General features: G+C 48.8%; 17 protein-coding genes, 2 tRNA genes and 1 pseudogene. 10 read left to right on the top strand and 10 right to left on the bottom strand.

Features of this window, described 5'->3' with window-relative positions; all coding sequences use genetic code 11:
- Nucleotides 1-25 precede the first annotated feature (25 nt).
- The 3 genes from OOT00_RS03800 to OOT00_RS03790 form a co-directional block, all read right to left on the bottom strand.
- Nucleotides 26-751: an SPOR domain-containing protein gene (locus OOT00_RS03800; RefSeq protein ID WP_265423964.1), complete on the bottom strand. Its 726-nt coding sequence runs from the start codon at nt 749-751 to the stop codon at nt 26-28.
- 23 nt (nt 752-774) lie between these two features.
- Nucleotides 775-2,427: an arginine--tRNA ligase gene (gene argS / locus OOT00_RS03795; protein WP_265423963.1), complete on the bottom strand. Its 1,653-nt coding sequence runs from the start codon at nt 2,425-2,427 to the stop codon at nt 775-777.
- Between the two features lie 116 nt (nt 2,428-2,543).
- Nucleotides 2,544-3,023: a hypothetical protein gene (locus tag OOT00_RS03790; protein ID WP_265423962.1), complete on the bottom strand. Its 480-nt coding sequence runs from the start codon at nt 3,021-3,023 to the stop codon at nt 2,544-2,546.
- Nucleotides 3,024-3,226: 203 nt separating this feature from the next.
- Here OOT00_RS03790 and OOT00_RS03785 point away from each other — a divergent pair.
- Nucleotides 3,227-3,314, top strand: a tRNA-Ser gene (locus OOT00_RS03785).
- 11 nt (nt 3,315-3,325) lie between these two features.
- A tRNA-Ser gene (locus OOT00_RS03780) sits at nt 3,326-3,417 on the top strand.
- 199 nt (nt 3,418-3,616) lie between these two features.
- Here OOT00_RS03780 and OOT00_RS16360 read toward each other — a convergent pair.
- The gene (locus OOT00_RS16360; protein ID WP_368407576.1) at nt 3,617-3,778 is read right to left on the bottom strand and encodes a helix-turn-helix transcriptional regulator; all 162 of its coding nucleotides are present in this window, start codon (nt 3,776-3,778) and stop codon (nt 3,617-3,619) included.
- A 192-nt stretch (nt 3,779-3,970) separates the two neighbouring features.
- Between OOT00_RS16360 and OOT00_RS03775 the strand changes: the two genes are divergently transcribed.
- Nucleotides 3,971-4,258, top strand: coding sequence for a hypothetical protein (locus tag OOT00_RS03775; protein WP_265423961.1), 288 nt, complete (start codon nt 3,971-3,973; stop codon nt 4,256-4,258).
- 1,175 nt (nt 4,259-5,433) lie between these two features.
- Here the strand turns inward: OOT00_RS03775 and OOT00_RS03770 are convergent.
- The 3 genes from OOT00_RS03770 to OOT00_RS03760 form a co-directional block, all read right to left on the bottom strand.
- On the bottom strand, nt 5,434-5,646 hold the full coding sequence (locus OOT00_RS03770) for a GrpB family protein (protein ID WP_265424157.1): 213 nt from the start codon (nt 5,644-5,646) through the stop codon (nt 5,434-5,436).
- Between the two features lie 173 nt (nt 5,647-5,819).
- Nucleotides 5,820-6,476, bottom strand: a complete 657-nt coding sequence (locus tag OOT00_RS03765) for a LysE family translocator (RefSeq protein WP_265423960.1) — start codon at nt 6,474-6,476, stop codon at nt 5,820-5,822.
- A gap of 27 nt (nt 6,477-6,503) precedes the next feature.
- Nucleotides 6,504-7,310 carry an arylamine N-acetyltransferase family protein gene (locus OOT00_RS03760; RefSeq protein ID WP_265423959.1) on the bottom strand — a complete coding sequence of 269 codons (807 nt, stop codon included), beginning with the start codon at nt 7,308-7,310 and terminating at the stop codon, nt 6,504-6,506.
- A 560-nt stretch (nt 7,311-7,870) separates the two neighbouring features.
- Here OOT00_RS03760 and OOT00_RS03755 point away from each other — a divergent pair.
- Entirely contained in the window at nt 7,871-8,074 is a 204-nt protein-coding gene (locus OOT00_RS03755) for a hypothetical protein (RefSeq protein ID WP_265423958.1), read from the top strand.
- A 344-nt stretch (nt 8,075-8,418) separates the two neighbouring features.
- Here OOT00_RS03755 and OOT00_RS03750 read toward each other — a convergent pair whose 3' ends face one another.
- Nucleotides 8,419-8,589, bottom strand: coding sequence for a hypothetical protein (locus OOT00_RS03750; protein WP_265423957.1), 171 nt, complete (start codon nt 8,587-8,589; stop codon nt 8,419-8,421).
- 224 nt (nt 8,590-8,813) lie between these two features.
- Between OOT00_RS03750 and OOT00_RS03745 the strand changes: the two genes are divergently transcribed.
- Together OOT00_RS03745 and OOT00_RS03740 are read left to right on the top strand one after the other, a co-directional pair.
- The gene (locus OOT00_RS03745; RefSeq protein ID WP_265423956.1) at nt 8,814-8,936 is read left to right on the top strand and encodes a BRO-N domain-containing protein; all 123 of its coding nucleotides are present in this window, start codon (nt 8,814-8,816) and stop codon (nt 8,934-8,936) included.
- A gap of 1,069 nt (nt 8,937-10,005) precedes the next feature.
- A complete protein-coding gene (locus OOT00_RS03740; RefSeq protein WP_265423955.1) occupies nt 10,006-10,854 on the top strand; it encodes a superantigen-like protein SSL4 in 849 nt (282 codons plus the stop codon).
- Here the strand turns inward: OOT00_RS03740 and OOT00_RS03735 are convergent.
- Nucleotides 10,799-11,275 (bottom strand): PilZ domain-containing protein, encoded by a 477-nt coding sequence (locus OOT00_RS03735; RefSeq protein WP_265423954.1) that lies wholly within the window; start codon nt 11,273-11,275, stop codon nt 10,799-10,801. The genes OOT00_RS03740 and OOT00_RS03735 overlap by 56 nt on opposite strands.
- 195 nt (nt 11,276-11,470) lie before the next feature.
- Here OOT00_RS03735 and leuB point away from each other — a divergent pair, with 195 nt between their 5' ends.
- The 4 genes from leuB (at nt 11,471) to OOT00_RS03715 (ending at nt 17,859) form a co-directional block, all read left to right on the top strand.
- Nucleotides 11,471-12,547 carry a 3-isopropylmalate dehydrogenase gene (gene leuB / locus OOT00_RS03730; protein WP_265423953.1) on the top strand — a complete coding sequence of 359 codons (1,077 nt, stop codon included), beginning with the start codon at nt 11,471-11,473 and terminating at the stop codon, nt 12,545-12,547.
- A 51-nt stretch (nt 12,548-12,598) separates the two neighbouring features.
- Complete coding sequence (locus OOT00_RS03725; protein WP_265423952.1) at nt 12,599-13,081, top strand: EVE domain-containing protein; 483 nt, start codon at nt 12,599-12,601, stop codon at nt 13,079-13,081.
- A gap of 356 nt (nt 13,082-13,437) precedes the next feature.
- Nucleotides 13,438-17,403 carry an ATP-dependent RNA helicase HrpA gene (gene hrpA / locus OOT00_RS03720; RefSeq protein WP_265423951.1) on the top strand — a complete coding sequence of 1,322 codons (3,966 nt, stop codon included), beginning with the start codon at nt 13,438-13,440 and terminating at the stop codon, nt 17,401-17,403.
- Nucleotides 17,404-17,610: 207 nt separating this feature from the next.
- Nucleotides 17,611-17,859, top strand: a complete 249-nt coding sequence (locus OOT00_RS03715) for a hypothetical protein (RefSeq protein ID WP_265423950.1) — start codon at nt 17,611-17,613, stop codon at nt 17,857-17,859.
- 183 nt (nt 17,860-18,042) lie between these two features.
- On the opposite strand, the pseudogene OOT00_RS16350 reads toward OOT00_RS03715, so the two are convergent.
- A pseudogene (locus OOT00_RS16350) lies at nt 18,043-18,240 on the bottom strand (integrase core domain-containing protein); the annotation flags it as partial.
- Nucleotides 18,241-18,907: the final 667 nt, after the last annotated feature.

Below are 18,907 nucleotides of genomic sequence, written 5' to 3'. Positions count from 1 at the left end.
GGTTCATACCCATCACAGATGTGGCCTACTCCGCCCGCAGCACAAAACCCCTTACCTGCTCGTTTTGCAGACGGTCCAGAACAGGCTGAGCAGCCTCACGGCCGGAAAAACGCCCCACCCGGACCCTGTACCAGACCCCGCCTTCATCATCACTTCCTGTCACGGCATAGGCGGCATACCCCAGATCACGGAATCTCTGCACCAGACGTGCGGCATCTTCCGGTCGTTTTACGGCAGCTATCTGAATGGTATAGGATCCATCTCCCAAAGCAGGAGATGGCTGTCTGGATTCCTGTGGCGACACTCTTTTTTCAGGCTTCGGCTCTGGAGATAATTCCCTTACGGTCCGGGGGGCAGGCTCTGCAGAAAACGCAGGCGCTGAAACCCTCTCCACCGGTTCTACAGGCAAAGAGTCCGTTGGCATAGGCACCTTTTCCCCGTCAAACCGAAGAGTTTTACGGGGTAAATCTTCCGTTGTCATGTCTTCGCCATGCTTCAGAGCCTCAAAAAATGCCAGCTCCGGTGTCTGAAGAGGTTCCTGCGCCCCTTTACCTGCAAAGAGTTCCTGAAGACGGGCATCTACCCGTGGAATATCAAACGTTACCGGAGCCGTTCCCCTACCCACCAGAAGACCCAGCACAAACATGAAAACACCCACCATAAGGACAAAAACATAACTGTCCCATATCTGGCCTGCCCCCCCGGTATTTCTGGGGTCTTTTTTCTCACTTCCCTCGGAAATCCGGGTCATGGTTCTTTTCCTCACCAACCCGGTCACATTTCTTCTGGAGCAGAAATCCCCAAAAGAACCAGCCCATTACGAATAACCTGCTGTACAGACCTAATCAGAGCCAGCCTTGCCGAAGACAGAATTTCATCCTCACCCAGAACTTTATGGCAGTTGTAATAGGTGTGGAAAGCAGAGGCCAGCTCCATCATATAAAAAGGGACCCTGTGGGGTTCCAGCCTGCTGCCGCTCAGAGCGATGGTTTCCGGGAAGCGGGCCAGGTGGCGTACCAGCTGGATCTCTTCAGGCTCCTTGAGAAGATCCAGCTTCTCAAGATTTTCCTGTATACCCATCTCTTCGGCTTTACGAAGGATGCTGGCGATGCGCGCATGCACGTACTGGACATAAAACACGGGGTTATCATTACTTTTTTTCTTGGCCAGCTCCAGGTCAAAATCAAGGGAGGTTTCATAACTGCGCATCAGAAAGAAAAAACGGGCTGCATCCTTGCCCACCTCATCCACAACGGCTTTTAATGTCTCGAACTCACCGGACCGGGTACTCATGGCCACAGGCTGTCCATTGCGGAGCAGAGCAACAAGCTGTACCAGAATGACCTCAAAACGATCCGGATCCGTACCCGTTGCGGCTACAGCCGCCTTGATCCGCTTGATATAACCGTGATGATCAGCCCCCCATACGTCAATAACCCGGTCAAAGCCCCTTTCATATTTATTCTTATGATAGGCGATGTCAGATGCAAAATATGTAGTCATGCCATTGTTGCGCACAACCACCCTGTCCTTCTCATCCTGCCAGTCAGTGGTCCGGAACCATTTGGCTCCGTCTTTTTCATACACAATGCCGGTAGCTTCCAGATCCTTCAGTACAGCATCCACAATTCCCTCATCGTAAAGACTCTGCTCACTGAACCACTTATCATGGACAACACCGAAAGCTTCAAGATCTTCTTTAATTCCATGGAGGATGCTGTCGGCGGCAAATCGGGCACAGGCAGCAATCCCTTTTTCATCATCCAGAGCAGACAGCTCCGGATAGCGCTCTTTCACTTCAAGGGCCAGATCTTTTATATAATCACCCTGATAACAGTCTTCGGGAAAGGCTGTGCCTTTCCCGGAAGCTTCCTTCAGGCGCAGCCACACAGAGGTACCAAGGGTAAGGATCTGACGACCGGAATCGTTTATGTAGTATTCCTTTTCCACATCATAGCCACAGGCGGATAAAATACTAGCCATGGCATCTCCCACCACAGCTCCCCGGCCATGTCCCACATGAAGAGGACCCGTTGGATTCGCACTGACAAACTCCACCTGAACCCGCCGTCCGCCGCCCTCATTCACACGGCCAAAAACGGCTCCTTCATCAAGCACCCTGCGGATAACGGGCAACCAGGCCGAAGGTTTCAGGTAAAAATTTATGAACCCGGGTCCTGCTATTTCTGTTTTTTCCAGAATGTCGGCGCTGTCTTCCAGATGATCCAGTAGAATTTCTGCAATCCTACGGGGGGGCAGTTTCTGGGTCTTCGCCCCAACCATTGCTATATTTGCTGAGAAATCCCCATGGGCTTCCGCTCTGGGGACCTCGATCTCAAACTCCGGAAACACTTCAGATACAAGGGCACCTGATCCATGGGCACGTTCCGCAGCCTTGAGCACAAGGCTCTTTAAATGCTCTTTCATAACAATGACTTTCCCGGATATTCAAAGGTCATTTATTCCGTTTATAAAGAGGGATGCCGGAAACCCGTAAATGGCCAGGGCCCCGGCACCGTCCGATGCACACCGAAATTTTTCAATCAGATATCGATATCCACACCGCCCTCATCATCGGCAAGCTTGATACTGCCTTTTTTGTCACTTTCATCCAGCTCATCCAGATCATCCTCATTGTAGGCATCAGCATCCAGATCATCTTCCAGGAGATCATCAATCAAATCTGATGAATCATCATCACTTTCATAGCTGGCAGCGATATTCTGTTCCTGTGAAATAAAATCCATGTCATCAAACAACAGTTCCTTACGCTCCTCACCCCCTGCAAAAAGGGCGATGACTGCATCAGAAATGGGTTCTGCAAAGCCTGCGGGCGGATACATATTATGGGTCCGCAAAGCTCCCATGAGGGCTTCTTTGCCATCCGCAATAGCCATTTCTATGGTTTCCGCTGTAAAATTTTCCTCGCAGAGCAGAGAGAAAATGCCCGTCTCCAGCTCGGCGTATTCTTTCACAGTCAGGCCATTCTCCGTATCTTTGGACAACAGGTACTTCTGCTTCATTGGAATCTCCTTCAGGCCCGACTATTCGGGTCCGGTGTGGGAAGCTAAATAAAACTTTTATATTATAGACGCTCACTCCCGTGTGTCAATAAAGGGCTGCATTCAGCTGAAAATTGACCCCATCGCAAAGAACCTCAGGGTAGCCAACTCAAAAAAACATTGACCGGAACACTGCCTTAGTGCTAATCATCCAAGTCGTTGTTGGAGGAGTGGCCGAGTGGCTGAAGGCGGCGGTCTTGAAAACCGTTGGGTGTCACAGCCCCGTGGGTTCGAATCCTACCTCCTCCGCCACAAAAAAATACGGAGAGATGGCCGAGTAGGTCGAAGGCGCACGCCTGCTAAGCGTGTATGCGTCAAAAGCGCATCGAGGGTTCGAATCCCTCTCTCTCCGCCATTTTTTAGATTTTTTTATATTTAATTTCAACACCTTAAGAGCAGGCCATAAAGATCGTCTATAGGGCCATCCATAGGCAAGCTGCATTATAGAAAAACTCAGACAAAAAAAGAAAAACGATAAAGAAGCCGGAAAATTTCGGCTTCTTTTTTTTATGGAAAAAACAAATGGGAAAGGTAAAAACCCTTCCCATTTGTTTTTAGGCGGAAACATTTTTGATGGATGCCTTAAAACCTTCAATGTCCTCAGCACACCACCCTATAAGCTTGCCGTCCTGACCAAATCTTCTCGGCTTCGGGAAAATCCCAATCTTACACCATCGCCAGATAGTGCTTATGGCTACACTCAATCCGGCCATCACATCCCTCACTCGATAGCTTTTTCTCTTCCTTTATAATCCCATCCTTTTTAATAAAAGGGACTGCCCCACCCTAAAGCTTAGCCTGCTTCTTTTATGTGACAGCAAGTGCATTCAAACATGCCCTTCTTATTCACTGGCCATTCCCAGCAGGATCTCCGCCAGCCTCTGGATCTTTTTTTTCAGGGATTCGTTTTGGCATCACCAATCCCCCCGCTGAACGGACCGCTATGGGCTTCCGCTCCCGCAAGCATCATCCATGACCATGAAGACCAGATTCTTCTGGCACGGCACCTTGTCCGGAAAGCGAATACCATACTGATCAGCCTCAACACCGTAAGCCAGCTTATTCAGCACAAGATGGTATCCGTTGCCAACCTGCTCCGGACGGTAAGAGGGCTCCGTCCGGAAGTGTACCACGAAGCCTTCCTTCAGTCCTTCCGGAGTCAGTGCGGCAGGAAGCAGCTATTGCGGATCCAGTAAACAAAGCCCCTGCATCGCTTCTGATGCGGGGCTTTGCCAGTTGTTCTTTCGCCCGGAAAAGGGACTGACTCCTTTCACTTTTGGCTAAAAAAAGCCCCCCGCTACTCTCCGCCACGCACAAGGCGGACAAACCAGCTAAAATCCTTAGTGTAGTCGTAGTAAACATAGCCGTGACCAAAATCAAGGCCCACGCATGATCATGGCTGTTTGCAACGGAGGAAGCAGACCAGAACCAACTCGCGGTGCCTGTGGAAAAACTACGGGCATACGGGAAGGCGAATCGCATCTGTACTCAGCAATGGATTTCAATTTCTCGATCCGGGAAGTCGTCAGTCCCTGTTGCCTCCGAAACCACCGGCTTCGTTCCAGTCCTGAGCCTTCCGTACTGCCTCATCCCAGACGTGGCATCAGGCCGGTCCTCATTCCAGAGCTGCCCCAGAGAGCAACGCATCCACATCAGGCCCGTGGGTAATGGGCCACGGTGCGGTTATTGTTAATTTCAAAATCTGAAGAAGGCGTTGTGGGGTTGATGTCCGTCTTTTCTGAGCCGTCACACAAAGTCTGGGCCATAGCAGAAAAAGAAAGTCTCAAGACCGTAAGAAATACAAGATGAAAAAAACAAGTGTTTCATCAATCAGGTTCCTTTTTATACAAGAAAAAGGGAACGGACACTTTTTTCCGGCAAACTACGATGCCATATTGCCAGCCGCTGGTGGCTGGCAATATGGCATGCACCCACAACCCCCCCTTTGACCGACACAAGGAAGCTTCTTGACCCTGAAAGATATGAAAGAATCTTTTCCCTCGAAAGATCGGCCGACAATAACAACTACGGAGCATCCGTTACCGGAACTTCCCGGATCAGCAGTGGCATATCTTCCTTTTATATAACAACGGACATAAAACACGGCGACTTTTGGACATGGCCCTTAATGCCCTCGTTGACCTTTCCACGGCAATGCTTTTCCTGTAACCCGTCTGACAAAATCGCCCTTTGCTTGCGTGTACGCCACGCGGTCGTTCTGATGAGTGGCAAAAAAGCTCAATATTACTATATTTAAAGACAACATCTGGATGCTCGTTCAGATAGTCCAGGAACAGGAGTCTGTTCCAATGCCAGAAATGGGCCTCGACCATAGGGATATGATGGGTTCTGTCCCCATCATTATCGCGTTTCATAAACCAGCAGCAGAACGACGGTGTGTCATTCCCCCAAGACGGTCTCCAAAAACAGTTACACCCTGAGCCTCCAGAATAGGGACCTTGCGCTGTTTGGTCTCATCAAGACCCACCACTTCTACCAGAATATCAACCATGGGTTTTGCCGGGAACCCAGCGACAGCAGTACGGCCAAAGTGCTCGATTCTTCCAGACAGGCCCTCGGGCAAACAAGAAATCAAATGTAACCTCTCCTGCCAACAAGGGCATGGTCAAGGGCCGCGTTCTCTTTCACCACACGGGCTATCTTTTCTTCGAGTGTTTCCATTGGTTCTTTCATGCGGCCAGCGCTTGGAGCACAGGCCCGACAACAGGAACACTCCTTGACTGAATTTGTTATATTTTACTGTCTTATCAAAGCTGACTTCACGATGGTAAAGCCAATAACTCCCAGTATGGCCCCCGTAACCTTATCCACATAATACACGACCTTAGTGAATTTACTTCTTATTTGGCGTTTTGAGAGGAAAAAGATAATGGCCACATCCCAGAAAAATACAACCGCCGTCATCCAAACGCCCAGGGCAAGCTTAAAAGTAAAACCAACTTCGCTTGTAAGCACTACAGTAAATAAGCTTAGGTAAAATAAAAGATTTTTAGGGTTCAGCATACCTGACATAAAACCAATAAAAAACTCTTTGAAAAATGTGGTTTTATCCGAAGCGGAAAAAGGTGAGATGCCTGATTCAAAACTACTGTATGAACTTTTCCGAGCCCTGATGGCCTGGATAGCCAGATACATCAGAAAAAGCCCGCCAACAATTTTCAGTACTATCATCACAGGAACGGAAGCCGCTAAAATTGCTCCTACTCCTATCAGACACAGGCCAATGTATATGGCATTCGCTGAAGCTATTCCCATTGCTATACCCACGGCATTTTTCCCATTATTCCTGACGGCACTTTTTACAACCAAGACAAAATCCGGCCCCGGGCTTAACAACGCAAGAAAATGGGCTAATGCCACCGTAGTGAAAATACCCAGTAAACTGACATCCATATATCATCTCCTATCTTATCGATTCCGTTAAAAGAGGCCGGACTTCTTTTCTTCTCCGGTCGGCTGTCCCCCCTGTTTCCGTGAGGTTCCGATGCCAAAGTGGGTACGAAGTACCTCGTCGCATTCCTCCTCCTTCACCAATTCTTGTTCCTGCCGTTCGCCATCTTGCGTAATAATCAACCGCATTCCACTTAAAGTCAAACGGCCTTCCTCTGTGGCTAAGGAGCAGATACGTTGCTGCGTAAAGTGTGACTCCGGTGAGGTCTGATGATGGTGACACATCTCCGCATAATCACTATAAACGCGCGACTCACAGCTAAAGCCATATTGCCGCTTCCACTCACCACTCTCCTTGCGTTCGGTCAGAATCAGACGGCCACCATTATCTTCCCCGATACGGTAAGCTCGCTGCCCCTGCTTCTGTTCCCGCCGGTCAGCCAGCCTCAGAGGCTCACGGAATGAATCGCCAAAGCCAACGTCTGCAATCCACCGTTCCGCGAGTGTGACCATCAAGGCCATGTGGTCGAACTCAGGCCCGAACTCTCCGCGATTATTCATGACACGAGCCGCAAGCATCACGACATCGAACCCTAAAGCACGCAGCAAAGAAGCGAATAACCCATTCAACTCGTAGCAGAAGCCGCCACGCCTTCTCATAACCACCTTTTCGAAAAGAGCTTCGTCATCAAGGACGATTGGTTCCCCCCAGTGAATACTCAGGTTTTCAAAGGGTACGGTGAGCAAATGCGCCACATGCAGCTTTCGTAGTGTATCTGCAGTTGGCAAAAGCGACCCGACATAATTAATACGTTCGAGATAAGCCGTTGTATCCACGCAACACACCTCTCGTGATTCACTACTTATAAAAAATACCAGGCGGCGGATCAGCCGCAAAGCCGGAGGATTTGTCTGCTGAATCCACGTGATGGCCTGTGCGAAGAGCGCGGATCACGCCGTATAATATGCAGAACAGGGAATTATGCAGCCCCTGCTGCACCAATAATATACGATCCTTTTCCTACCCCACCCATCCTACTCTGACAAGCCCCACAAGTATTTCCGATAATTCCCTCCCCATCCCCATCCGCAGCCGGGCTTCACATCCCGAGAAGACACAAGTTTCCAAGAAAATGCAGACGCATTTTTTGCGCCATCGCATACACTTATGACGGGGCTGTTCGTGGGCTTCTCCGGATGCGCCGGGATGTCAACCCGTACACCTCTGCCACCCTTGCTTGATATCAAGGCTGGCAGAATCCATTAAGCCGCCATTTCCTCCCTTGTTTTTAACCTTACCGCCTGCTCCACTATGCCACGGACATCATGGAAGGCCACCCCAAAGGCCTGTGGTTCCCACGGTGCTGTTCACCCTCAGGGAAAAATGGAGAAAAGACGTGACAGGGAAACTGGAAGGCCGTATGGGAGACCGGATTTTCCGGCATTTTGAACATCAGCTTGTCCGGCTTTTTGACTATCAGGCCCAGAATTATTATGCAGTTCTCAATCCTGTAATGAAAAATCTTCTACCCAAGATGCACTACAGGCCGGAGAAGGCAGCCGGCTTATCCGCGAGGCATGGGTGGGGCTGTATCAGCTGACTTCCCTTGCCACGTTTGAAAAATATGTGGCTTTTTCTTGAAACGTACACCGACATCAGCGATGATGGAAAGAATGCGCTCTTACAGGAAGTCACTGAACAGGAGGATGCGGTCATGCTGGTGCAGGATATAAAAGAAAAAAGAATTCAGGAAGGCTTGATCATGGGACGGAAATAAGGCAGCTACGCCACCCCTCGTACAATGGTGGGAGTACCAGCAGGCAGGGTCAACCGAAGACATGATCGCCCACAATGCAGGTCTGGACGTAGATTCCGTGAAAAATATCCTGAACACGGAATTAAAGGATTTGAATCAGAGAGGAAAGGCTGGCTGGCGGTGAATATTCAAGCATAAAAAAGCGGCCCCCATTCGGGGAACCGCTTTTTGTGCTTCATGTTCCGATTGTAACTCTTTTTGTCTTTGTGGGTCTGGGTCGGCGGGCTGATGGGTTTTCGGATCTTTGAATGATCCACTTCAATCACCAGCGTGATCTTCGGCTTTTTACGTCTGGCCATGGGGCCTCCTTTTATTTTTGTATCGGGTTTATCAAGATTCCCAAAACGGGGGAGGGATAGCATATTTCAGGTTATGGGGCAATGGAAAGTGATGAGGAGAAAAGCTGTATGGGCCTCTTCAGAAGGCCGGTCTGCCTTGTGTCCGGTAGTGCGACCATACAGCTCCGCCTCTCTTTTCGCACAAGGACGGCGGATACCTTAATTCTATATATAAGGAGGCATTCATGACACAGCATCTGCCCATCACTGATTTCACCTTTCAAAATCACACCGTAAAAGCCTTATCCAAAAATGAAGGGACTTGGTTTGTAACCAAGGCTGTTTGCGATGCAATGAAAATTATCTAAAAAAAGTCTGATTCTTTACAAAATATTCCGGACAAATGGAAAGGGGGCCGGGTAAACAAAAATTACCCGACCGTTCCTTCACCGCTCAAATCATCTGGCCCTCTTTCCAGAAGATCGGTCCTGGCCTAAGCATCCCGAACCTTATCGCCCGAAGTATGGGCAAGGCATGCCTCAGATACGTGGTCCGGAATCAATGGACATTCTTCCAGTACCGGGCTCAGGCCACCGGTAATCATTCTTCCTCCGTTGTGCCCTTCTCCCCCGTCTGCTTCAGGAAAACATACGGGAAAGGCCAGGCCCAGATCCCGCCGATACCCGGCACGTTCATACCGAAATATCCATGATCATCTACCGGATTCCTTGACGTTAAAATACAGATTCCCGCCATCGAAATGAAAACCTCTTTTAAGATATGCAACCTTGGCTGCTATAAGTTTGCCTCTTGCCTTCATGCTGTCCCCTTCAGTCCATAGACAGAAAAATATAAAAGCCTAAAAAAACACTAAGGAGCCATAAAAAAACAGAGATTGCCAGTCTCTGCCTACGCCACATAGTTAAAATTTTTTACCTCATTTTCAACGACACAGACCGAAGAAACCATATTCTTCCACAGGATAGTAACTTTCATATAAACCACTAAACAAAAGATCAAATAAGGAAACCAACTTAATCTGGTTTCCTTATTTGATTCCAGAAAAACACATGCAAGACATCTAAAAAACTGTCAGCCTGCAAAGGTATCCTAGGTACCCATAAGAGGCCCCTGTTTTTTCTGGTCTTTCGTTTGGCCTTAAGCCCTGTCGACCATGTTCCTGCATTCGGCACGGCATACCATCCGAAAAAAACTCGTGCCCCTTCCTCCTTTATAAAAATTGACCAACTACCTCGCCCTGCCCACACCGTTCAACGAAAACATAAACCCTGAAAAAAGCCTCCAGACAGCCCTGTCAATTCTTTTTGCAATTTAAAGATTGAATTCCTTGAAACCTGGGGCTAAAATTTCAGGTTCAAATTGTGCCTGTCCGTAACCGAGCAGGGGAGAAAAAATGATTCTGACGGAGAAAAACACATGAATGCCCCCCAAAGCCCTGAGCACAGAGGCATTGCCTCCCTTTTCAGTCAGGTGGAAATCAAACACTTCCTCAAGAACTACCTTATTTTCATCTGCATCGTGGAAGCCGTTATTTTTTTTGTTTCCTTTATTGGTCAGCTGGGACCCGAGACCCGGTCTTTTCCATGGAAATCCTATTTTTTTGCAGCCTTTATCATTCCTGTTGCCATTACCTTCCTCCTTGGCATATTTGTTGTCGGCTTCAACAAATATCTATACGGCCAAAATCCACTTTACGATGAAGAAACTTTTACCGGAGATCCTGATGCCGGAAAAACAACTCTGCGCATCCAGGCCTTCCTGAGAACCGCCCGCCAGCTCCCTTTCCTTTTTATCCTTGTCCTTCTCGGCCTCGGAGCTGGTATTGTCTATAAAATTGAAGATATATTTACTTTTATTGCCCGTTTTGGTGAAAAATCAGCCCAGTATCTCCTGATATCCATGGGAGTTTTTCTCTTTGTGGGCACTCTTTTTGCTGTGCTGTGGATGGTACTCAATTACAAACTGCAGAAAAAAGCCATTGATTTCCGCCATCACTACAAAAACGAAGTCGTCAAACGCCTGGGACTTGTCATTCTCGAAGACGACACCGTCATTAACAAAGAAGGAGAAGTAGTCAGTCCTCCCTCCCGAATACATCAGCGCCCGGAACTTCTTCCTCCTGCAATCAAAAAACTAAAGGTGTCAACAAAACCTTCCGTTCAACTTCCGCCCGGCCCCCACAATGAGCAGGACTTCAACCCCCAAAAAACTACAAATCCTTCTTCAGGGACGAAGAACCCAGAATCTTCAGGTCATAACGCTTAAGATTGGGGTTAAGACCTTTGCTGAAAGAAACTCCAAAATCCATATCTGCATCACGAACAACAATCCCGGTCATGCGGACATAGGTATGCTCACGGCCGGGAAGTGGAAAAGCCATACGGACTTCCGCTCCAGCAGGCGGAATATCGCAGGCAGCAATCCGCGCTCCCTCTTCGGAGATATCCAGAATCATCCCCCTGAAAGGCCTGTCATCCACCAGAAAATCTACCTCTGCGGAATAGAGTATGCGGGGAGATTTTCTCTGGTCTTTCAGCGGAACCCCTTCAACAGCCTCCAGGTGAGCCAAAAGCCTCCGACGCTCCTCAAAAGACAGCCCCAATATATGCCGTATCAGCCGCTGAGTTACACCTGCCAAGGTACTATCATTGCCCGCCTTACACCCTTTTTCACCTTCATCATTCATATCTGAAGCCCTCCTTTCAAAAAGAGGATCCCGACATACGTCAAACGCAGTTTTCTAAAAACAGCATAGGATGCCCCACCATATTCAGGCAGGGAAAATCTTGGCATTAAACTGGCATTCTGATAATAAGAGGGCCAGATTTACGATCTGTGCTGTCTTCACTGCTTCACACTGCCTAGCATAAGGAGAGACCCTTTGAAAAAAATTGCTATCCTTGCCGGAGACGGCATAGGACCCGAGGTGATGCACGAAACCATAAAAGTTCTGGACACTGTTCAGAAACGCTTTGGCTTCTCCCTGGAATACCGGCATGCCGATGTGGGAGGTGCCGCCATCGATAACCACGGCGAAGCCCTGCCCGCCTCCACCCTTGAAACCTGCCAATGGGCTGACGCCGTTCTTTTTGGTTCCGTTGGCGGACCCAAATGGGAACATCTGCCCCCAGCCCAGCAACCGGAAAGAGCAGCACTGCTACCCCTGCGCAAACATTTTGGTCTTTATTGTAACCTCAGGCCGGCCAAAATTTTTCCTTCCCTTGCTTCAGCCAGCCCACTTCACCCGGAGATTGTCAAAGACGGGTTTGATATTCTCTGCGTAAGGGAGCTGACCGGTGATATCTACTTTGGACAGCCCAAAGGAAGAGAAGGCTCTGGCCCTGAAGAAAAAGCCTATGACACTATGGTTTACACCCGCTATGAAATAGAGCGCATTGCCCGTATGGCCTTTGATTTTGCCCGTAAACGCAAAGGCCGTGTTGCCAGCGTGGATAAAGCCAACGTTCTCACCACCATGGTTCTCTGGCGTGAAGTCGTTACGGAAATCTCCAGAGAATATCCCGATGTGGCCCTCACCCACATTTATGTGGATAATGCTGCCATGCAGCTCGTAAAGGATCCTCACCAGTTTGACGTGCTGCTCTGTGGCAATATGTTCGGCGATATTCTTTCCGATGAGTGCGCCATGATCACCGGGTCCATGGGGCTTCTTGCTTCTGCCAGCCTGAACGAAGACAAATTCGGCCTTTATGAGCCTGCCGGCGGCTCCGCACCGGACATTGCGGGAAAAGGCATTGCCAACCCCATTGCCCAGATTCTTTCTGCTGCCATGATGCTCCGTTTCAGCCTGAATCTTGGCGAAGCCGCTGATGCCATTGAAAATGCCGTTACCCAAACCCTTGAAGACGGAATCTGCACCGCTGACATTGGAAAAGACCCTTCAAAAATCGTTACTACCGCCGACATGGGTAATGCCATCTGTGCCCGTATCTGCTGATTTATCCTGCGGCAGCACCCTTGGGGCAGCTGCCGCTTTTACGGAGTGCCCATGGCTCAGAACTATTGGATCCTGAAATCCGAACCTTCGGTTTTTTCCATTGAAGATCTGGCTTCCCGTCCTGACCAGACCGAGGGATGGGACGGCGTCCGTAATTATCAGGCCCGCAACTACCTCAAAGATGGCATGAACAAAGGGGACGCCATTCTCTATTATCACAGCAGTATCAAAGAACCTGCCATTGTAGGACTTTGCTCTGTTGTCCGTGAAGCCTATCCGGATACCAGTGCATGGAATCCGGACTCGGCTTATCACGACCCCAAAAGCATACCGGAAAAACCCATATGGTTCCAAGTGGATATTCAGCTAAAAGAGATCTTTACCTACCCAGTATATCTCAGAGACCTGAAAAAAAACCCCCTGTTTCAGGACATGATTCTCCTTAAAAGGGGAAACCGTCTTTCCGTATTACCGGCTTCAGCCACTCACTTCCATGCCATTCTGAAAATGGCCGGAATAAAAAATAAGCGCTGAAAACCAAGGAGCTTTTTAAAAAATGGCATTTCCATTGCCGCCATTACAGTATGTCGTGGAAAGGTCAGCTGCCCCGGCATGGGTTCCTTCAGGCCTGAGCTCGCAGTCGTTTCCGAAAGAGCACTTGGATCCTTATCTCCCGGACAGCGCCTCCCCTTCTCTACCGTCTGGTATTACCTCGGAATCCAGACTGCGGGGAAAAAAGGCTGGTTTTCGAAATGCCCCTATACTAGACTGTCTGAATCCTGTTCCTTCCCTAAACTGGGGTATGGGACGCTTTTTTCTTTTCAACATATTCTATACCTTAACCTACACAAGCGGTATTCCCATTGTCAATGCATAAGCAAGCTTCCGTTATGAGCCCATTCGAAAAAAAACTGCACCGCATCCACAAGGCCAGTACAGACACCCTCATTACAGACCGCATACTCATCCGGAAAAGAATCCGCAGATTCAGGAAAAGCCTTTTCAGTCTCCCGCCTGAAAAACAGGAGCAGCAAATTCATGCGCTTGAAAAAATTCTCCTTACTGCCAGAAAACGTTTTGAAGACAGATTACAGAGACTTCCGGTACCTCAGTTTGATGAGCATCTTCCTATTACAGCCCATAAAGAAGCCATCATCAAAGCCATTGAAAGTAATAACGTTATCATCATAGAAGGCGAGACAGGTTCAGGAAAAACCACACAGCTCCCCAAGCTCTGCCTTGCAGCAGGCAGGGGCCGCCATGGCCGTATTGGCTGCACACAACCGCGCCGAATTGCAGCCATAAGCGTGGCCGAACGTGTTGCCGAAGAACTGAACACAGCATTAGGAGAAAGCGTTGGCTACAAGGTCCGGTTCAAGGATCAGACCGGCGACCATACGGCAATCAAGTTAATGACCGATGGTATGCTTCTGTCTGAAACCCTTTCGGACCCATTCCTAAACCAGTACGACACTCTTATCATTGATGAAGCCCATGAACGCAGCCTCAACATCGATTTTCTTCTGGGCTTTCTCATCCGCTTAAAGGATAAGCGAAAAGACTTAAAAATCATCATCACCTCCGCCACCATTGATACACAAAAATTCTCTCAGGCCTTTGACAGCGCCCCTATCATTACCGTTTCCGGTCGTATGTATCCCGTTGAAGTCCGCTATCAGCCCCAGCCTGAGGAGGACGAAAAAGGCCCTTCATTGGCGGAACAGGCAGCAGAGGCGGTTAGTGACCTCGCATCCAAAGATCCTTTCGGTGATATTCTGGTTTTTTTACCCACAGAGCAGGATATCCGTGAGGCCTGCGATCTGCTGCAGAGCAAAAACAATAAGAAAAACGCTATTCTGCCCCTTTATGCCCGTTTGAGCGGAAGCGAACAGCGCCGTGTTTTTCAACCTGCTTCGGGACGAAAGATCGTTGTGGCAACCAATGTTGCGGAAACGTCACTCACCATTCCCGGTATCCGCTATGTTGTGGATACGGGGGTAGCCAGGGTACCCCGGTACATGCCGGGCACTCGCAGTACCAGCCTTCCCATTGTCCCCATATCCAGGTCCAGCGCAGACCAGAGAAAAGGTCGATGTGGCCGTGTGGCAAACGGTATCTGCGTACGCCTTTATTCCGAAGAATCCTACGAGGCCAGAGAGCGCTTTACCACTCCCGAAATTCTCAGGGCCAATCTTGCAGACGTTCTTCTGAAAATGACAGCTCTGCGTCTTGGTGACATCAGGGATTTTCCCTTTGTAGACAGACCGGCAGACCGTCTTATCAAGGATGGCTATGATGTCCTCATGGAACTGGGAGCCATACGCCCTGGCAGACCATCAGAGAAAGAAAGCGCGCCCTTTGTACTGACTCCTGTGGGAGAACGAATGGCCTCCATTCCTCTGGATCCAAGAATTGCCCGTATGCTGGTTGCTGCGGAACATCTTGGGTGCGTCGAGGATATAACCATTATAGCCGCAGGCATTACTGCAGTGGATCCCAGGGAAAGACCCGAAGATAAAAAACAGCAAGCCCTTCAGGCACAGAAACCTTTTGTGGATTCTCTGTCTGATTTTATTACCCTGCTCAACATCTGGAAACAGTTCATCAAAGAAAGCAAGGGTAGCTTTGGCATCGCAGGGCTGAAAAAATTCACCCAACGTTACTACCTTTCCTTCAAGCGCATGCGCGAATGGCGGGACCTGTGCTTTCAAATCCTTGAAATGCTAGACGAAACAGACATTTCGACCACCAGTATACCTTTCAATGACGAAAAAAGCAGCGGTACTTTCAGCCCCAGGTATGAGGCCATTCACAAGGCAATTCTGACAGGCCATCTGTCTACCATTGCCAGACATAAGGATAAAAATATCATGCTGGCTCCCAAAAATAAGGAAGTGATGATTTTCCCGGGATCCGGCCTTTTCAACCAGGTCTCGGGGTGGATTGTCGCCGCTGAGCTGGTAGAGACTTCCAGGTTATATGCCCGCTGCCTTGCCTCCATAGAGCCTTCATGGGTAGTGGACGTCGCAGGAGATCTTATCAATGAGACCGTTTATGAACCACACTGGGAAAAAAACAGAGGCGCTGTTATGGCTTTTCGAAGAAGAAGCCTGTACGGGCTGATACTCGGGGACAGGGAGTCGGTACCCTTTGGTCATCAGGACCCTGCAACAGCTACCCGGATTTTTATTCACAGCGCCCTTGTACAGGGAGAGCTCAAGCAGATCCCTCCTTTTCTCGCCCACAACCAAAAAGTGATTTCCGATGTGCTCGCAATGGAAGACCGCCTTCGGAGACGGGACCTTTTTGCAGGAGAGGATGCCCTATACGATTTCTACGCACACAGAATCCAAAACACCTTTGATATCCGAACCTTGCTCCACCAGATTCGTGAAAAAGGAGATGACCTGTTTCTTCGCATGCAGGAAAGTGACGTCCTTTTGCAGCATGAAGAAAAAAACAAACTCTCCCTTTTTCCCGAAAAACTACCCCTTGGCAAAAAAGACGGCTTCCCCTGCACCTATCGCTTTAATCCCGGAGAAGAAACCGATGGCATCAGTGTCCATATTCCCGTCAACCAAAGCCTTGAAGTTGATCCCCACTCACTGGAGTGGCTGGTGCCCGGCCTGTTTGCAGAAAAAATAGAAGCTATGCTTAAAAGTCTTCCTAAAATTATCCGTAAACGCCTTGTTCCTCTCCCAGAAACAGCCAAGGATATAGCTCATGTTTTGAAACCGGAGGGCAAACCCCTTGCCATGGCCTTAAGCCGGTTTCTTTACGAACGCCATAATGTGGACGTCGCTCCCTCCCGCTTCAGCGAAAAGGTACTACCACCCCATCTCCGTCTACGCCTCTGTCTCACAGACAGCAAAGGCGAAATCCTCACCATGTCAAGAGATCCAGGAGTTCTCAGGGAAAGCATCCATGAAATAAAAAAAGACAAAGCCTTTGCAGACCTTTGCAAGACATGGGAAAAGAAGAACGTAACCCTTTCAGACCTCACGAATATGCCGGAAAGCATTCCCGTACCGGCATCCGCATCTTCCGGAGAACTTGCCTTTTCAGCATTTACCTGCACAGAAAATGAATGCATCGAACGCAAACTCTATCTTTCCATGGCGGAAGCCCGCTCTCATCACGCTAAAGCAATGGCATTTTTCCTGACAAAGGAACTGAAAACGGATCTTGCCCAGCTCGGAAAAGTCCTTGAACCCCCACCGTTGTTTCAAAAAAAGCTCTTGCATTTCGGTGGGAAAGATATTTTTCACAGCCGATTGAAGGAAGCCGTTTGCTCCCCCCTGCTTGAACGGAATATCCGCTCCCCGGAAGCATTCCATAAAGCTCTTGACAAAGCCAAAAAAGAACTTGTTCCTTCCGGTATCAAACTCATGAAAGTGGTGAATCCTGTCTTGTCTGCTTTCCATGAAACAACCGATAGTTTTTCTTCCCTGAAAAACAAAGGGGGAGCTAAAACCGGGGAATTTATGGACATGATGGAAAAAGAGCTGAAACGTCTGGTACCGGAAAACTTTATCCTGCTCTATCCGCCGGACCGGCTTTTTCACTTTCCACGCTATCTGAAAGCCATGGAGGTCCGAGCCAGAAGAGCCACGGAGGACTTTATACGTGACGCCAGAAAAGCCAAAGAAATCCTTTTATGGGAAAAAACACTCCGAGATATCCTGTCTGAGTTAAGTCCCCATGTTTCAGAAGAAAAAAAGAGGGCGGTTGAAAACTTTTACTGGATGCTCGAAGAATTTAAGGTGTCCGTATTTGCCCAGGAAGTAGGAGCCTCAGGTCCCATATCTGCTAAACGCCTTAACGAGCAGGTTCGTCTCATCCGGAATCTGGTATAAAGCAGTTTTAAAGTACTGGATAGATTCTTCTATAAAAACAGTGCAAAAGCGAATACTTATACTCCCATGATGCATGTCCATGGTAAATGACTTACTAGCGGTCAATAGCCTTGACCAACCCTAAAGCACAGCGGAAGGTATTTTTTATTGCTCAAATTCTATAAGCTCTCAGGCTTTTAAACTAAGCCGGAGACGAAGGAGTGGGTTGTGATTCATAAGATAAAAATACTGCATGATAATGGTAACTGCTTATCCATCAGGCAAACAGGCAAACAGGCAAACAGGCAAACAGGCAAACAGGCAAAAAAACTGGTATTTCCCGTAATACGGCTCGTAAATATCTCCGAAGGGATGAAGCAGCCGTCAGCAGCCGCCTTAACAAGCCGTAAAGATTCAAAAAGCTTGATTAATACAAAGAATATATTGTCAGCCTTCTTAACTGATACCCAAATATAGCCGCCATTAAAATTGTTTTGCTTCAGCTGAAACTGGAGGGTTGCCCCTGTTGAGTTAGCGAGTAAAAAGTCCCCCTGTTTCCGGAATCTGATGGGCGGGGCGGCGTTTCTCTTCCAGGCATTTTTGCTTTCGGTCCTTCCTGGCCGCTTCGAGTTTCTTGTCTCGTTCTGTAAAAATCTGTTTTTACAAGCCTTCCAGTTTCGTCTTTGGGGCAGGGTAGTCGATACCGCTGTGCAACCTCTCGTCAGTACAGTAGCGTATGTAGTCGGCGATCTGGATTCTGGCCTCCTCGAGTGATAGTGCCACTTTGGTACGAATACACTCCATCTTAATCGTTTTGTGGTAACACTCCAGCTTGCCGATGCTTTCTGGATAAAAGGGCGAAGTCCGAACATGGCCATGCCAGCCACCCGGATGAACTCTTTAAAGTGAACTGCGGGCCGTTGGAAATGATCCTGGGGGTCGCTTCGGGGAGCTTCTCCCGACTCTTTGCAGGATGATTTCCACGTCCTTTTCGGTCATGGTTTCACGCAGCTCCCAATGAACGATATAGCGGCTGAAGCCGTCCAGAAGGCTGCACGATAGTAGAAGGTACCACACAGATGCTGTGAGAAACGTCAATATGCCAGTGCTCATGGGGCTGTAGTGGCTGCACGAACCCCGTCTCCTTTCCTGGACGCCTTGCCGTTCCAGCGGCGCAGTAACCCGGCTACGGAGCACACGCTCCTTTTTTAACTGAACGTGTTCTCCCATCAGCTTGGAGGGTACGTCGTTCTTAACCCGCAGCTTGGCTTCAAGCTCCTCAATGCGTTTTTGTTCAGCCTTTTTTGGCTGGCGCGGTCTTACTCGAAAGCGGCTGAGCCCTTTTCAAAAAATTCTTTCTGCCTCCGGTAAAAAACCGTAGGGTGAAGGTTGTACTCATCGCACAGGTCAGAAACTTCGACCCGATCAACCGGGAACCGTATAAGGATGAAAACCTTCTCTTGGGCTGTGTAGTTTTTCCGCTGTTTACGCATGATAAATACCTCATTCCTATACTGTCTGATCT

This window comes from Desulfobotulus pelophilus (assembly GCF_026155325.1).
Lineage (GTDB): Bacteria > Desulfobacterota > Desulfobacteria > Desulfobacterales > ASO4-4 > Desulfobotulus > Desulfobotulus pelophilus.
Note: the sequence above shows the minus strand (reverse complement) of the source record. Positions and strands in the feature narration are given on the sequence as shown.

What these genes read in the sequence shown, in the direction of transcription:
- OOT00_RS03800 (WP_265423964.1), bottom strand. Translation starts at nt 751, where the DNA reads ATGACCCGGATTTCCGAGGGAAGTGAGAAAAAAGACCCCAGAAATACC.
- argS (WP_265423963.1), bottom strand. Translation starts at nt 2,427, where the DNA reads ATGAAAGAGCATTTAAAGAGCCTTGTGCTCAAGGCTGCGGAACGTGCC.
- OOT00_RS03790 (WP_265423962.1), bottom strand. Translation starts at nt 3,023, where the DNA reads ATGAAGCAGAAGTACCTGTTGTCCAAAGATACGGAGAATGGCCTGACT.
- OOT00_RS03765 (WP_265423960.1), bottom strand. Translation starts at nt 6,476, where the DNA reads ATGGATGTCAGTTTACTGGGTATTTTCACTACGGTGGCATTAGCCCAT.
- OOT00_RS03750 (WP_265423957.1), bottom strand. Translation starts at nt 8,589, where the DNA reads ATGGCCAGACGTAAAAAGCCGAAGATCACGCTGGTGATTGAAGTGGAT.
- OOT00_RS03745 (WP_265423956.1), top strand. Translation starts at nt 8,814, where the DNA reads ATGACACAGCATCTGCCCATCACTGATTTCACCTTTCAAAATCACACC.
- OOT00_RS03740 (WP_265423955.1), top strand. Translation starts at nt 10,006, where the DNA reads ATGAATGCCCCCCAAAGCCCTGAGCACAGAGGCATTGCCTCCCTTTTC.
- OOT00_RS03735 (WP_265423954.1), bottom strand. Translation starts at nt 11,275, where the DNA reads ATGAATGATGAAGGTGAAAAAGGGTGTAAGGCGGGCAATGATAGTACC.
- OOT00_RS03725 (WP_265423952.1), top strand. Translation starts at nt 12,599, where the DNA reads ATGGCTCAGAACTATTGGATCCTGAAATCCGAACCTTCGGTTTTTTCC.
- hrpA (WP_265423951.1), top strand. Translation starts at nt 13,438, where the DNA reads ATGAGCCCATTCGAAAAAAAACTGCACCGCATCCACAAGGCCAGTACA.